Genomic DNA, 14,445 nt, shown 5'->3' with positions numbered 1-14,445 from the left:
ATTTTGCATTAAAATTTATTATAGTTATGGAAAAATCATTTTTAGTTATTGGTACCGGTGAAGTGGGCATTGCTATGCTTGACAGTCTTTATAAATACAGGGAAGCGAATAGTCAGCACTTTAAGATAGGAGCATTGGTTCAACCTTTGCATGCCGTAATTGGAAGCGGCCCGGATTTGAGGTTTGCTGATCTTACTATTGAAGCGGTAGACCTGGTTGCGGAAAGTATTGAAAACCTTGCAAACGTTTTTAGAAAGTATGACACTGTGATCTGTTGCAGTGGATTTTCAATCGGAGCAGGTATGCAGTTAAAGATTACCAAAGCAGTCCTGGAAGCCGGTGTAAGAAGGTATGTGCCATGGCAATTTGGAGCCGATTATGATAAAATTGGCCGCGGAAGTGCACAGCCGGTATTTGATGAGCAACTGGATGTCAGAGATCTGCTTCGGGCACAAAGTAAAACACACTGGATTATTGTTTCTACAGGTATGATCACAAGCTTCCTGTTTCGTGAAGATTTCGGTGTGATAAATCTGTCACAGCAGGTCATCCATGCGCTGGGAGACTGGCAAAATTCTTTAACCTTAACAGCTTGTGAAGATATTGGCGCCCTTACTGTTGAGGTGTTATTTCATCAGCCAGAAATACTGGATCAAGTGGTATTTGTTTCCGGAGATACCGTAACATTTGAAGAAATAGCAGATAAAATGGAAGAGGTGTTCGATGTTAAATTTGAGCGGGTTTTATGGGATTATCAATTCCTTGAAAAAAAGTTGAACGATGAGCCAGATAATATATTTAACAAGTACCGGCTGGTATTCACGCATCCTGGCGTAACCTGGCCTATGGAAGTAACATTTAATGACCTCAATAACATTCCGACAACGGGAATTGTAGAATGGGCTAAAGCGCATGTGACAAGTTAGTAGATCCGATTAATCTGCACTTTTGGATTAAGCAAGAAGAGAATCTAAATTGTAAGCGCTATCAGCATACCACTTATGGTCCAGATACTGCAGGCAAGCCCAAATAACAAGCAGTACAATACAATATCTGCTTCCTTTCTCAGCTTAATCCAAAATACAGCAATAAACATCAGCGGGCAGGTTGCCAGAAAGATAAAAATAATGCTCGCTATGGTCTCAAAGATATCAGGGCTGTACTTGATGAACAAGACGTTCAAACCGAAGTAGGAGAGCCAGACAAAAATTGGAGCAATCAGGCACAATAACCATTTCCAATACTGCTTCAGCACAAGATGCTCAGGGTAAGTCTTGCGGTAATTTCGGCGTAATACCAGGATAATGCCGGCCATGCACATAACCAGCATTCCGATCTTGATATAGATATTCCTGATGCTGTCCGCGCGGGTATTGATACCTGTTGACGAAACCAGCTTACCATTCCGGAATTCATCAACCCTGGTGCGCTCCCCATTCACAATGGTCTCCTTAGTCATCATATTGCTGCTATTCCTAAAGGTCCAGATGGAGTCTTCAATGCCCATCTTGTAGAAACCTTCCATAATCAACTGGCCATTTTTCTTCCTGCTGAACCTGCCGTCCAGACGCCCGCCCTTAAACCTTAAAGCATCTTTTCCCTGTGCGTTTTCTATAGTCAAAGCAGTGATTACTCCCGGCGGCATCAGGCTTACGCTGTCAGCTAGTCGCTGCTGGGTACTGATATCAAGGTCTACCAGGGAACGATTTTTATTGTAATCATCATCCATCACAGGGCGGCTAATGTATTGATGGTTGATCTTTACCACCAGCAAAGAGTCCTTCCTATAAAACTGAAATTCATCATAAAGTGTGCTATCCGGCGTTACGTCAGATCGCAAAAGCACATATTGTGGATGGTCAAAAGATTGGATATACCGTTGCTGGCTGGTGGCACAGAAGGAGAAAATCGTAGCGAGTCCAATAAACGAAGTGCCCAATCGGGCCAGCAGTGGGTTGCTGATGACGAGCTGCGTTTTGCCTTTGACATATAGCCAGCCCAGCAACAATACAGGTAAGGCCAGCAAATCGGTAGGGTCAACAGTCCGCGCGACAGGAAATACGGTATTCATTAACTCAATCAGTCCGGAAGCATACTCACTTTTCCAGAAAACGAACAGTATGCCGCTAAGGATAAATACCCATGATTTAAATTTAGGAAAGATGGCCGACCAAAAAACAGGGAAAATAAATAGCCCGCATACATCAGAGATTTTGCCCGTAAGCACATTGTGGAAAGCAGCTTTCAGCAGCAAATCGTTGACGATCAGGAGCACGAGGCAAAAGATGAAAGGCGGCGACAAGAGATTTTTCAAACGGTTATACATGCTTCCTGAGGTTGGTTTATCTATTAATACGAATCAGGCTGTTTGGTAACCTTGTAGCAACCCCATTAGTTCATACCATTGCGATACGGGCAAGGACTATCTATCAATTAGAATCCATGTCCGAATACCAATCCTCAGAAATTCTTGTATATTCGGTTGTTAACTATTAAATCTCTCAGACACCCTGGAGTTACCTGTAATTTATGACAGCAGCCTTTCCTAAGAAAACAACAGTATTTTTTGTAATCAGTTTAATTTCTATACTGGGAATTATAGTTTCCTCAGTCATTATGATCAACCAAAATGGAATGAATCAAAGACTGCAGGGGTGGGTAAACTTGCTCTGGTTGCCTCTGCCAACTGTGATACTAATTATTGACCGAATTTGTGTTCGGAAATTTGAAGTGAAAGATGTGAACAGAATTCAGTTCTACATTTTTGGAACGTTAATTTTTCTTTTTATTATTAATGTGATTAGATTGCAGCTACAGTAAAAATTGAATAGTATTTCACCTGCCTCATTCCCGCAGGAGAAAATTATTGATATTATAAAACACGGATGAATAAACTCAAAAAGAATGCAACTCACATTCGCAGAGGTCTTTGCTTCTCTGTAATGGTTGGTTTGGTCTTCCTGGTAGTTTCAGGCTGTAATTCAGGTCGCCATGATGATCCGAAAGTTAGTCTGACCGATACGGCTGAGACCAGGAAAGATTCCATCCCGAAAAAGGTTGAAAATTCGCCCGACACCATAAAAAGGGGGGCCTATGTTCCGCCTGAAATCAGCGAGGAAGCTATGCAGAGAGCTGTGATTTCAAAACGTGACAGTATTTTTCATGTGCAAAGCAATATCCGCGCTGACTATCGGATTATAGGGTACCAATCTCCTGATACCAATGCCAGGAAGATGGTCTTATTTTCTGTTTTTACTTCCGATGTCAAAGACAATCCTTTTAACTGTCCATACGGATCTTATTATGATTCTGCGCAGCGGGATGAGTTGATCATTAAATATGTTGGTGAGCAGGAATCTTTTATCGAAGCCAACATCAGTGGTAACGGTAAGAAACCTGCGACGGTTTATTTCGAGAAAAAATGGGTAGAGTTTGATGAATAAAGTAAAGTGCAAACGTGCAAGTGTCCTATCTTCGAATGCTTGGTCAATCTACCTGTTAAGTGGAATGCTCTGCTTACTGATAGTTTCTTGTGGTGGCGATGCTGATCAATCTTTGAAGGATGCGGCACAAAAGAGAAATAGGGCAGTGCAGGTAAGCGACAGCCCAAAATCGCAGACTTTGAAGATTTCGGGAAATAAAGCAAAAAGGGATACTGCAATAGAAGTGCTGGATGAAAAAGAAATCCGCTTTAATGGCAGATTAAAACGTTATTTCTCTTATAGTGAATTCCGTTCTGTCCTGGGCGAGCCGGATAGCACTAAACTATTGAGCGATGAAGAACCTTGCACTAACATTTTTCAGGAAGCCGATGGTTCAGTTGATCCTGATGCCCGATATTTATATAAAAATGGATCGCGCTTTGAATGTTCCCGGGGAAAGGTGGCTATCGATGAGGTCAGGTTCAGCGACGGCGATTTCATTGTTTTTCATAAGTTAACCCTTAATAAGTACACCACGCTCGCTGAGCTGAAAAGCTTATTTCCCAATGCAACTGAACACGTGGGTGATATGGATGTAGCAGGGGAAGGCGTGGTTCAGGTAGTCAATTGAGAGAAGATAAAGACAATATTTCTGAGGGACACGTCAACATTTTCATCAAGAACGGTAAATTATATTCGCTACACTGGTGGTTTCCATGTTAGCAACAAAACCGTCTGGGTTTAGACATTACGAAACGACATGAGGTAGCTGGCATATCTGTCATTTAAAAGGTATTTAAAGCAGAACAGAATGGTAATAAGGTCTCTTATCAAACAATACAGTTGTCGAAACCAATTATACTGCTTTTTATCATCCAGCCCAGTCTCATGATACGGTTGGATCCATGAGTAAATATTATCAGGCTTATACTTTTAGTGAAAGTTTGATCCAAATGGCTTAAAAAAAAATGAAAAGAATTAGATTTATTTTAATGATGTCTATATCGTTGCTTTTTTCATGTTTCGGTAATGAATTTGAAAAGGAAAAGATAATCGGTAATTATTATTTAACAACTACTGATAATTATCACAGGGATATTTATATTGACTTTAAATTGGAAACCGGAGATTTTGTTGGCGTGGTTTCGTCAACAATTTTTTCTTTCGGATATAACAATAAATACATTGTAGCTAAACAGCATCCGTTTGATTATCCAGCGAAAGTTGACAGTATCAGAACAACATACTATATAATTCCTATATATAATTCAACCTTTTCGCCTGAAAAGGGGGTGCTTGGGCCTTTGACCCAAGTAGAATTTGAACTTAAAAAAGCAGAATTGGGAATATTAGATATTAAATTTAATAGGAATATTGAATAACGGCAGACCTGTGGAATGAGAACATTTACGCCATGTAATTATTTCACTGGCAGGAGCGAGTCTAGAAATAGTTATAGGTAGTAGTAAACATACTGCAGTTACTGCAGTAAATGAAGCAATTTATGATGAAATTGCATGAATACCAGATAAAAGACAAAAGAAATCATATGAATTTTAAACATTTTTTTACTGGATTCATTTTTTTTAATAGCGCACTATCTAATCTATCGAACTGTTAAAAATGAAAAACATTAATGAGAAAGAAAATAAGCCATAAAGGTTATTTGGTATTTACATATAATAACTTGATTCTTTTAACAATATTATTGTGGAGCTCTTGTAATCAGCAAGTAAAGTTTGATAAGAATAAATGGAACGAGCAGATAGACCCACTTTTTCCATCTCGATACCGGGCTAAAATGCTTAATGATCTCACCGTCCATAATAAGTTAGTCGGCTTAAATTATCGTCAATTGATTGAAAGTTTGGGCACACCGGATAATAAAGATAGTAATGTCGCAAGTTATAAAATTGTAGTTGAATATGGTAGTGATATTGATCCTGTTTATACAAAGCAATTAATGTTATCGTATTCGAAGGACTCAGCAATAACTTCATTCAAGATAGTAGAATGGAAAAATAACTTAAAGTAAGTAATTTATTATGTATAGATTTAGCTTATGGAGCTAGGTTCTATGATCCGGCAAGAAGCCCTTTTAATACCAATAGACCCGCTATCTAAAATTGCTGGAAGAAATAGCTCCTAGAGCTTTGCGCCTAATAATCCCATACTTTTCAGGCTATTCCTGATACTTTAACAATGCAATAAATGTGATAATACAGTCTTACATAATGAGGAATTTTATTATTGGAAGATGGAAAGATGACCTCATAAAAACGCATGCTAAAAAAATGGAAAACAGAGTATTGAGAACTAAATATAGAATAACCAGTCCTTTAAATGATCTTACGTTTATCCGAGATCTTTCAAAGATCTCGGATAAACTCGAAATATATGACGATTTTGAACTGGAACCTTTTGCAACCTTCTCTTTAGAATTTCAAGCCGAATATTGGTATCTAAAATATGTTTTATTACGAGACAAACAGATTTTGATTACGGATGAATTTAAAGTCTTCTTTACTGAAAACAACCTAAATATCATATGTCTTAAATTGACTGATAGAAAATCATTTGTTTGCGAATTTATTGACGGAACAGGGTTTGTTAGTTTTATCAGCGAGAATATTCAAACGAGATTGTATTTTGAGACGTTAGCTCTGGTGGAAATTTAACCGTCTTTAATCTTATGACATTTATCGAAATATATGGGCTAATAGAATGGAATTTAATATTGAAAATTTAGTAGAGATAATCAAAGAGCAAGTGCAGATGTTTTTGCTGGATTCTGGTGAGTTTTATCCCTTTGGAACTTGTGTTGATGGTGAAATCATATCATTCCTATATCCGCATGAAGAAGATACAAATTATGATGCTATTGCTCATTGAGTCGAGTGAAAAAAGATCCTGCATTTGGTTCTTATCGAAAGCAGATAATTACTTTACATAGGTTAAATTCTCTAATCAATAGAAGGCCTTTATAACAATTATAATTTGGTGATGACAAGTTCTTTATCTGGCATAAAGGTAACATCATGTGGTCGGCTGCTCTGCTTATACTTAAATTTCCCTTTCCTAGAATTCCAAAGCTTCCAATTCTGTAGCTGTAGGCAAAATTGTATTGTATTTCAACCAGAAATCCGGAGAGAATTTATTGCCATTATTGTAAATATTGTACTTTTTGTACACGGCAGGTACAACCTTTGGATTCTCTGTCAGTACTACCGGACTTAATTCGCTATTGCTCGCCAGAATTTCAGCAACAGAGCCTAATAATCCTTTTTTGCTACCTAACTTAAAACGAATGTCCTGTTCTATTCGGCAATACCTTAAATAGGGAATAGACCCTTCACTATAAATCGCTGTCATGTTATCCTTCTCGCAAGAGTAAGCCATAAAAATCAGGTTCACCTTCGGCATATACTTCAAATTTGAGATATAACCATACTTTACTTTTAGAATTCTGTTGCTGACCGTGTTAAAATAAATAATAGCATTTGGAAGATATTGTTTAAGATCAGGTTTTGGATCTACGCTAATCTTTGTGACTGGACCTGAAGTTTCCATTTTGTAATTGAATTTGTCTGTATTTTTAGGGTTAACCAGTTTACTCAGATAATCCAGATTGTAATAAGACTTCATCGCCTTATCAGATTTAATTAATGACTCAATGTCCGATTTCCACTTGTTTTCATTTGTTAATGAATCTTTCTTAATGCGTGATTCAATAACCTGCATTTCTACTTTGGTCTTTTTGTTTTTATTGTCAACAGTGTACACCACGGCTGCGTCTGCGAACTTAAACAGCTCCTGATCCAGGTAAGCAAATTCTTTATAGTAAGCATTTAGTCGATTTTCGGGCTTGATAAGCTTTTCCGTAGTGTCGATCGCTTCCTTCAAAATCGCAACAAGCGACAAAGGCTTAATGACAACTTCGTCCAGCACAAATACCTCCGGCTCTAAATAAATTGTCTGACTTTGATCAGATGTGAATCGACCAGCACGTTCTACTACTGATTGGTAACCCACGCAGCTGATCAGGATGCTGTCTGCATCAGCGATATTGTTTTTAAGCAACATAAACTTTCCTTCCATATTTGATACTGTACCTATCTGTTTATGAAGAACAGTCAATGATACCTCTGCGAGAACCTTCTGCGTTGAATGATCTGTAACAGTACCGGTTAGGTAGGTTTGTTGTGCAGAAAGACGACTAATTGAAAGACAAAAAAGTAAGGTTATTAATATTTTCACGGAGCTGATTTAATGACATAGTTACTTAAATTAATCTGTAGTTTCAATCCTTTAGAAAAATTGATTCAAACATTTGATCAGTTCACTGAGGTCTAAAAATAAAAAGAGGTGCTATACAAGCTTCTGTTAAAATTTGACCTAAAGAAGGCAGTGATATTAAAGGCAATGGCTTAGCTTGTGAATTGAAAAGGGATTTAAGGATCACCAACAATATCGGGTCTAACTCAATATTTTACAAGACCGGGATATTTCAAACAACTAATTTTGTTGTATATAAAAAGAAAAATATGCCATTTGTAAATATCTACTTACCTGAGGTTTTCCCCAGGGAATTAAAAAATAAAATATCTCTTTCAGTGCATGAAAGCCTGATGGAGATATTCAATATTCCTGAAGATGATTACTTTCAGGTCATTCATCAGGTATCGTCAGAAGATCTTATTTTTCCTGATTGCTATCTGGGTATTCCTCATACCCCTAACCTGATGTATATCCAGATCATTTGCGGTCCCGGTCGTACGGCAGAAATGAAGAAATCACTTTATTCAGTTATTTCAACGAAAATAAGTGAACGAACACACGTGCTCTCCAATGATATCATCATCGTTTTAAATGAAACGTCATTGGAAAATTGGTCATTCGGCCAGGGGAAAGCGCAAATGATAAAATAAGAGATACAATTCATGAAAAAGACAGATCATAAAGAAACCGTCACCTTACCCGCGCCTCAGAAATATATTCGGGGAGCAGTATGGATTAACAGTTTGGTCAATGAACCTAACGCGGGCTGCACTTTATCCAGCGTCACATTTGAACCTGGAGCTATCACACACTGGCACTATCATCCCACAGTACAAATCTTAATGGCAGAAAAAGGTACCGGCTATGTACAGAAACGCAATGAGATCAAACAATTAATGCGGCCGGGAGACGTGGTGGTGATTTATGCAGGTGAAGAGCACTGGCATGGGGCAACGCCGGAAAGCATGTTTTCCCACCTGGCAATACAGATGGAAAAAGACGAAGGGATTGTCATAGACAAGGTGACAGATGAAGAATATTTCACATTCTAATCTTAATGAAAATAGTTATACTTTTGAATTCCTATAGGGCAAAGGTTAAATGATGAAGAGCTGGAGAAGTTTGCATTTAGATAATATTAGTTTTACAAGCGCTGATAATTTTACACATAATTTTCCTGATCATTTTCATGAAGAGTATACCATAGGTGTATCTGTTAAAGGAATTCAAAAGTTCGATGTACAAGGTAAGAGCCTTGTCGTTGAACCTTATTCCATTTTCCTTATCAAACCGCAATTGATGCATGCCCATTATCCGATAGCTGATCTGGGCTGGAGTTTTAAAAGTCTTTATCTCAGTACAGATTTGATGAAATATCTGCTAAAAGATACTGCAATGAAGAAAATGAATGATCATCCTATTTTGATAAAAGACAGGGATTTGTATCAGCAATATATTCACATTCATACAAATAAGCTCATGACGGATGACGCATTACTTGCAGATTTTATCCGGCAATTATCGAACACAGCTATTCAAATGGAGAATAATACTGCAAATGTTCTGCCCGAAAAGATTATAGCTATAAAGCAGCATTTATATGAACACTTTAATCAAAAACTTGCGCTGAAGAATATAGCCAAAATCTACCAGATCGATAAATATCAAATGATCAGACAATTTAAGCAATACTTAGGAGTAAACCCAAACACCTATTTAACGATCATTAGAATTCAAAAAGCAACAAAAATGCTCAATAATGGATATCCTATTGTTGAAGCAGCGTTGGAGGCTGGATTTTACGATCAGAGCCATTTTCACCATAGCTTTCTGTATTACACAGGTGTGACACCCGGTAACTTTAATAAACGTTACTGAAATGAATTACAATAATGCAGCCCACTTCCTCAATACATTAGCTCTAAATTCTTCTATGTCTTCCGCTAAAATATAGAGCACAAACCCGATTTCCTTCAGGTAATTTATCACTTCATCTGCAAAACAGGGTCATACTTTTGTGCTCCTGGGTCGATAACCACATTCTCACCGGCGGTTAATAGCCATTTTCCTTTTTGTTTTACAAATACCAGCAATGCGATGTTATCACTGCCCGGCATTTTCTGCCCGGAGGGAGTCGTAAACTCGCTGACGAAACTTGTAAAGTGTACCAGGGCCGTAGATGGGTTGAGCAAACGAACAGCAACTCCTTTTTTTTTCATGGTGGTATGCTTAAACATATTGTTATGATAGAACTGATGGCTGTATTCTACTTCCTTTCGGTTCTTCCATACCATGCCTACTATATTAACCCAGCTGCAATCCTCCGTAGCATAGGTTTTCATATCACTGTAGTCGTGTTTGTTCCAACTGCCAACCATTGCGTCAACCTGCTTTTCAATTGCCGTGACGGCAGCATTTTCTGTTTGCGCCCTGGAGGGTAGTCCTAATAAAATAAATCCTAATAATGCGAGTGTGTATTTCATAACTATGTTTTTCTGTAAAACTAGTTCAATGCAACAGGCATAAATAGTAAGAAAACGACATCTTAGATCCGCAGATGTTCCTGTAACAGCGCAGGTGCCTTATTGATCTGTTTGGCTACTGTTCCGGGAAGTGCATTAGTAAAATCCTTAAAATCCCTGATCAAATGCATCTGGTCGAATATCCGCAACTATGGGCAATACTTGTCCAGTTCAACCGGGGTTGCTGCTCTTTTAGCCGGTACGCTTTGGAAAAACGAACAAGCCTGGAAAAGATCTTTGGTGAATATCCCATAATTTCTTTCGTCCTCCGTTCATATTGCCGGAGACTGAGGCAGGCTAAGGAAGCTGCACTTTCTATGGTCATACTTCCTTGTAGTTGCGCTTTCAAAGCATGTTCCCAAGGCAGCAGCGAAGAGTGATCTAGTTTGTACATAAAAAAATGCTCCACCACATTTTTCATTTCCAATGCAGTTTGTGCTTCCTGTAACCGTTCGTTCACCTCGGCGATTTCGCGGCCTAATAACAGGGTCGCATCAAAAGGTTCATCATACAGTTCATGCATAGGCATCTTTAGCAACCTGTGCATACCACCAGGCATGAATGCTACAGAAACAATAATGTGATGCATGCCCATTGCAATATTCACCTGACTTACCTGCGGCCCTACAATGATACTCCCCGGGTGTTTTTGAAGCCCGTTTTTATCATTAAAAACGGTAACCGCATCTCTTGGGTAAAAATGTATGGCATGCTGAGGCGTTGGCGGAAAAGGACTGAAATTGAGTATAGCCTGATCAGACTTAGCTTCAACAACCATAATATGACTGATATGGTTTCTTAACACAGGATGAGGAACGTAAAACGTTGGTACCATGTTCATTAGTTCAAGGTACGAAACGAAATCTAAAATGGCAATAATAGTTATACGTCTGAATCAGCAGTCGAACGGGATCACGACCAAGCCCAAAATTTGATCCCTTTGATCAAATTGGTGATACTAATCCGCAGCTGTATTCGTTTTTTTATATAACTAAGCATTAAATACTAACGTATGGCTCAGCATGCTATAGAGGATCTTGTAGAAGATACTGTTTTTCTGATTGATTCGGCAGACCTGCCCAAATTAACAAAGCGTGACTATCTGGCTGCGGTCTACCGCATTCAAAACCTTTTTGACACCGGGTATACGCATTTTAGGGTAATCGATATCCTTTTGAAATATAACTTTGTGTATCGTATTGCTTCCAACGACTATCCCGGATATGCAAATAAAGCAGGGGCTAGGACAGGATGGATAGAAAATGAAAAAACCGGTGAACTTGCTTATGCCGAACTGGAAGAGGGCCAAATCTATCTCTATATTGATGCGGGAAGTACAAGCTGGGAAAAGCTATGTTCGGAAAAGATATTGGCTGGTACGGATTGCAAACCCGTATCGGCTATTTCATTGCCACAGCTCATAGACAGCTTGTTGCAGGAGGCAGAAAAGCAAAACCAATACATATTGCTGACCCAATGGTATGGCTTGCTGGTGAACGGATACCTTGGCGGAAGTTTTGGTAGAGAGGATGTGTTAGCCGATAACTTCACTGGTCTGCTCCAAAACCCGGATCTACTCTCTATTAGAGCAACTGCACAACGTAATCAGGTAAAGCGGCTGCGTAACGCTGATGAAAGTATTGCACTGCCTTTACTCGCTGACGAAGTACGGCTGGCCGGGGGGATAGAAAAAGAGTTTGCCGCCCGCTTTTTTTTAGATCTTAAAAAGTCGCCTGAAAAATTGAAAGCAGCCTATACCAAGGCGATTAAAGTAATGTCGGGTGCCGGCAAATTAATTGAGGATCTAATTGATGGTCAGTTAGCTGAAGGTTTGACCGTTCAGGGATGGACTATGATCCAGAATCAGGAAGCAAACGCCTGGCACTGGTATAAGGATACGCCATCGGGCCGGAGATTTTTATGGATAGTCCTTGAAAAGGAAGATAAGTTTTTGATGTGCCATCTGGGCATACAGCACCGTGTGCTCTTGGACTGGCAGCAAAGAGCAGCTAATACAAGGCTGGCCGATGTCCACTTTTATCAGATGGCCATCGCATCTCTTCCGGAAAGCAGGCTGGAGAACAAAACGATCATTCATCCATACGGTGGGTGGAAGTTCGACCTTAAAAGTCCCAGGAAAACCCTAACAGCCCAGATCGGAAATTTGATCGAAGACATTCGGACGGCTGAAACTAATTATTTCAGCTCTATCGAAGATGAGTTTCCGGAGGATTTTTTTAAGCGTAACCCTGAACAATTGTTATACCTTATAGAAGAAGGGGAGGAGGGCACAGGCATCGTTCCCAATTACGTATTGTTTGACAGTCCTTACACTATATTGTTAAGTTTCGCTTTCCATTACCACAAGCAAGGCGACAGCACAAAAGCAGCTTCAATGCTTAATATCATCAGGGAGAAACTAAATAGCAAATCGAAATTATCTGCTTATGATGACCGTTATTTAGTGCCATTTCTTTCGGCAGCAAATGAAAGTGTTTTTAATCTTGCCATGCCGCCTGTTTATCATTACTTACTTGTGCAAGATTTGAAGGTAGTAAGTCAAATATAACACACAGAAGAACAATGCATTATCAAAAAATAGTAACTCAGATCATTTCTTTGATATGAAACTGGCAAGGCGCTAACAATAGATTAGCGCCTTTTAACATTAGTGTTTATATATTTTATAGCATTCGATCTTTTTCATCAATGGCCAGATCATTGATGCTTGCGAACCGTTTCTCCATTAGTCCGAATTTATCAAATTCCCAAAGCTCATTCCCAAAGCTGCGGAACCATTGCCCTTGATGGTCACGCCATTCATATTCAAAGCGAACTGCTATACGGTTGTCATTAAATGTCCACAGTTCTTTTTTAAGCTTGTAGTCAAGTTCTTTCTCCCATTTGTTTGCTAAAAATACTTTGACTTCTTCACGGCCAGAGATAAATTCCGACCGATTGCGCCATTCTGTATTCAGGGTATACGCCATGCATACTACTTCAGGATTGCGGCTATTCCATGCTTGCTCTGCAAGCATCACTTTCTTCACCGCTGAATCGTAGTTAAACGGTGGTACTGGGTTTTTAATTTCCATCATTTCATCTGATTTATTTGTTATTTGCGAAAAGACCGGCTAACCATCCTCTCCAACCTCCCAACTCCAAATCCAGAGGCTTAACATTTAAGCATTATTACAGCCAAAAACCTTATTTTGGAAGGGTGGAGAGAAATTTGAGTATGTCATTTCCTATCTCTTGTACATGCGTTTCTAACGCAAAGTGGCCGGTATTATAAAACTTTACTGTTGCGTCAGGAATATCTTTTTTATAGGCCTCAGCTCCGGCTGGAAGAAAAAATGGATCTTTATCTCCCCATACAGCAAGCAATTTCGGTTTATTGGTTCTAAAATACTTCTGAAAGGATGGATACAGCTCAACATTTGTTTTATAATCTTTCAAAAGGTCAAGCTGAATTTCTGCAGATTCCGGCCTATCCAGAAAATGCTGATCCAAAATATAAGCTTCGGGGGCTATAAGCGATGAATCGGTCACACCAGTAAAGTACTGGAATGCTGTTCCCTCTTTACTATAAAAAGACCTTAGCGCATCTCTGTTTTCCTGGGTGTCATTTTCCCAATATTTCTGAATTGGATTCCACCCCGTACTCAATCCTTCTACATAGGCATTGCCATTCTGCGAAATAATCCCCGTAATTTTCTCTGGATTTGCAAGTGCCAGACGAAATCCCGTTGGCGCACCATAATCGAATACATAAATTGCAAACGTTTTTAAACCTAATTCATCTATAAAACCCTGCATTGTTTTGGCCAGATTTTCAAAAGTATAGGTATAAGTTTTACGATCTGGCAAATCAGTATTTCCAAATCCAGGAAGATCAGGGGCTATCACGTGATATTTTTTGTTCAACATCGGTATCAGATTGCGGAACATATGCGATGATGTTGGGTAACCATGTAATAATAATATGATGGGCGCTCCAGCCGGGCCAGACTCTCTGTAAAATACGCCAAGTCCGTTTACATTTACTTTGCGGTGATGAACAACTCCAACTTCTAAAGCAGGACTTGTTTTAACTGTAGTTGATTGTGCCATGATTTCTGTTCTCCCTAATAAGCCAGTCAAGATGATCGTGAAGGCTATGTTTAGTCTTTTCATTTTTCTTTTTATTATTCAAAAGTAAACCTGATATTTAATCTTTCAAA

The 14,445-nt window shown here is 39.0% G+C and carries 17 protein-coding genes; 11 read left to right on the top strand and 6 right to left on the bottom strand.

Annotated features, from left to right (window positions below; translation table 11 throughout):
- The first annotated feature begins 26 nt into the window (after positions 1-26).
- A complete protein-coding gene (locus OQX62_RS19690; RefSeq protein WP_265833345.1) occupies positions 27-926 on the top strand; it encodes an aromatic alcohol reductase in 900 nt (299 codons plus the stop codon).
- A gap of 44 nt (positions 927-970) precedes the next feature.
- Here OQX62_RS19690 and OQX62_RS19685 read toward each other — a convergent pair whose 3' ends face one another.
- Positions 971-2,326: a hypothetical protein gene (locus OQX62_RS19685; protein ID WP_265833344.1), complete on the bottom strand. Its 1,356-nt coding sequence runs from the start codon at positions 2,324-2,326 to the stop codon at positions 971-973.
- A gap of 559 nt (positions 2,327-2,885) precedes the next feature.
- On the opposite strand from OQX62_RS19685, the gene OQX62_RS19680 reads away from it, so the two are divergent.
- The 6 genes from OQX62_RS19680 to OQX62_RS19655 all read left to right on the top strand — a co-directional run bounded on the left by OQX62_RS19680 (position 2,886) and on the right by OQX62_RS19655 (position 6,314).
- The gene (locus OQX62_RS19680; protein WP_265833343.1) at positions 2,886-3,443 is read left to right on the top strand and encodes a hypothetical protein; all 558 of its coding nucleotides are present in this window, start codon (positions 2,886-2,888) and stop codon (positions 3,441-3,443) included.
- A complete protein-coding gene (locus OQX62_RS19675; RefSeq protein ID WP_265833342.1) occupies positions 3,436-4,053 on the top strand; it encodes a hypothetical protein in 618 nt (205 codons plus the stop codon). The genes OQX62_RS19680 and OQX62_RS19675 overlap by 8 nt, the downstream gene beginning before the upstream one ends.
- 337 nt (positions 4,054-4,390) lie before the next feature.
- Positions 4,391-4,804, top strand: a complete 414-nt coding sequence (locus OQX62_RS19670) for a hypothetical protein (protein WP_265833341.1) — start codon at positions 4,391-4,393, stop codon at positions 4,802-4,804.
- Positions 4,805-5,058: 254 nt separating this feature from the next.
- Positions 5,059-5,457 carry a hypothetical protein gene (locus tag OQX62_RS19665; RefSeq protein ID WP_265833340.1) on the top strand — a complete coding sequence of 133 codons (399 nt, stop codon included), beginning with the start codon at positions 5,059-5,061 and terminating at the stop codon, positions 5,455-5,457.
- Positions 5,458-5,716: 259 nt separating this feature from the next.
- Complete coding sequence (locus OQX62_RS19660) at positions 5,717-6,100, top strand: hypothetical protein (RefSeq protein WP_265833339.1); 384 nt, start codon at positions 5,717-5,719, stop codon at positions 6,098-6,100.
- 46 nt (positions 6,101-6,146) lie between these two features.
- Positions 6,147-6,314 (top strand): hypothetical protein, encoded by a 168-nt coding sequence (locus OQX62_RS19655; protein WP_265833338.1) that lies wholly within the window; start codon positions 6,147-6,149, stop codon positions 6,312-6,314.
- Positions 6,315-6,500: 186 nt separating this feature from the next.
- Here OQX62_RS19655 and OQX62_RS19650 read toward each other — a convergent pair whose 3' ends face one another.
- Positions 6,501-7,679 (bottom strand): carboxypeptidase-like regulatory domain-containing protein, encoded by a 1,179-nt coding sequence (locus tag OQX62_RS19650; protein ID WP_265833337.1) that lies wholly within the window; start codon positions 7,677-7,679, stop codon positions 6,501-6,503.
- Positions 7,680-7,966: 287 nt separating this feature from the next.
- Between OQX62_RS19650 and OQX62_RS19645 the strand changes: the two genes are divergently transcribed.
- From OQX62_RS19645 to OQX62_RS19635, 3 genes are read left to right on the top strand one after another with little or no spacing between them, the layout of a single operon-like run.
- Complete coding sequence (locus tag OQX62_RS19645) at positions 7,967-8,350, top strand: tautomerase family protein (RefSeq protein WP_265833336.1); 384 nt, start codon at positions 7,967-7,969, stop codon at positions 8,348-8,350.
- A 12-nt stretch (positions 8,351-8,362) separates the two neighbouring features.
- Positions 8,363-8,752 (top strand): cupin domain-containing protein, encoded by a 390-nt coding sequence (locus OQX62_RS19640; protein ID WP_265833335.1) that lies wholly within the window; start codon positions 8,363-8,365, stop codon positions 8,750-8,752.
- A gap of 49 nt (positions 8,753-8,801) precedes the next feature.
- The gene (locus OQX62_RS19635; protein WP_265833334.1) at positions 8,802-9,578 is read left to right on the top strand and encodes an AraC family transcriptional regulator; all 777 of its coding nucleotides are present in this window, start codon (positions 8,802-8,804) and stop codon (positions 9,576-9,578) included.
- A gap of 107 nt (positions 9,579-9,685) precedes the next feature.
- Here the strand turns inward: OQX62_RS19635 and OQX62_RS19630 are convergent, their stop codons facing one another.
- Positions 9,686-10,183 (bottom strand): SgcJ/EcaC family oxidoreductase, encoded by a 498-nt coding sequence (locus OQX62_RS19630; RefSeq protein WP_265833333.1) that lies wholly within the window; start codon positions 10,181-10,183, stop codon positions 9,686-9,688.
- A gap of 160 nt (positions 10,184-10,343) precedes the next feature.
- A complete protein-coding gene (locus OQX62_RS19625) occupies positions 10,344-11,057 on the bottom strand; it encodes a helix-turn-helix domain-containing protein (protein ID WP_265833332.1) in 714 nt (237 codons plus the stop codon).
- Positions 11,058-11,234: 177 nt separating this feature from the next.
- Between OQX62_RS19625 and OQX62_RS19620 the strand changes: the two genes are divergently transcribed.
- Entirely contained in the window at positions 11,235-12,791 is a 1,557-nt protein-coding gene (locus tag OQX62_RS19620) for a hypothetical protein (protein WP_265833331.1), read from the top strand.
- Positions 12,792-12,906: 115 nt separating this feature from the next.
- Here OQX62_RS19620 and OQX62_RS19615 read toward each other — a convergent pair whose 3' ends face one another.
- Complete coding sequence (locus OQX62_RS19615; RefSeq protein WP_265833330.1) at positions 12,907-13,320, bottom strand: nuclear transport factor 2 family protein; 414 nt, start codon at positions 13,318-13,320, stop codon at positions 12,907-12,909.
- 109 nt (positions 13,321-13,429) lie between these two features.
- Entirely contained in the window at positions 13,430-14,398 is a 969-nt protein-coding gene (locus tag OQX62_RS19610; protein ID WP_265833329.1) for an alpha/beta fold hydrolase, read from the bottom strand.
- Between the last annotated feature and the right edge of the window lie 47 nt (positions 14,399-14,445).

The sequence above is a fragment of the Pedobacter sp. MR2016-24 genome (assembly GCF_026239655.1).
Classification (GTDB): Bacteria; Bacteroidota; Bacteroidia; order Sphingobacteriales; family Sphingobacteriaceae; genus Pedobacter.
Note: the sequence above shows the minus strand (reverse complement) of the source record. Positions and strands in the feature narration are given on the sequence as shown.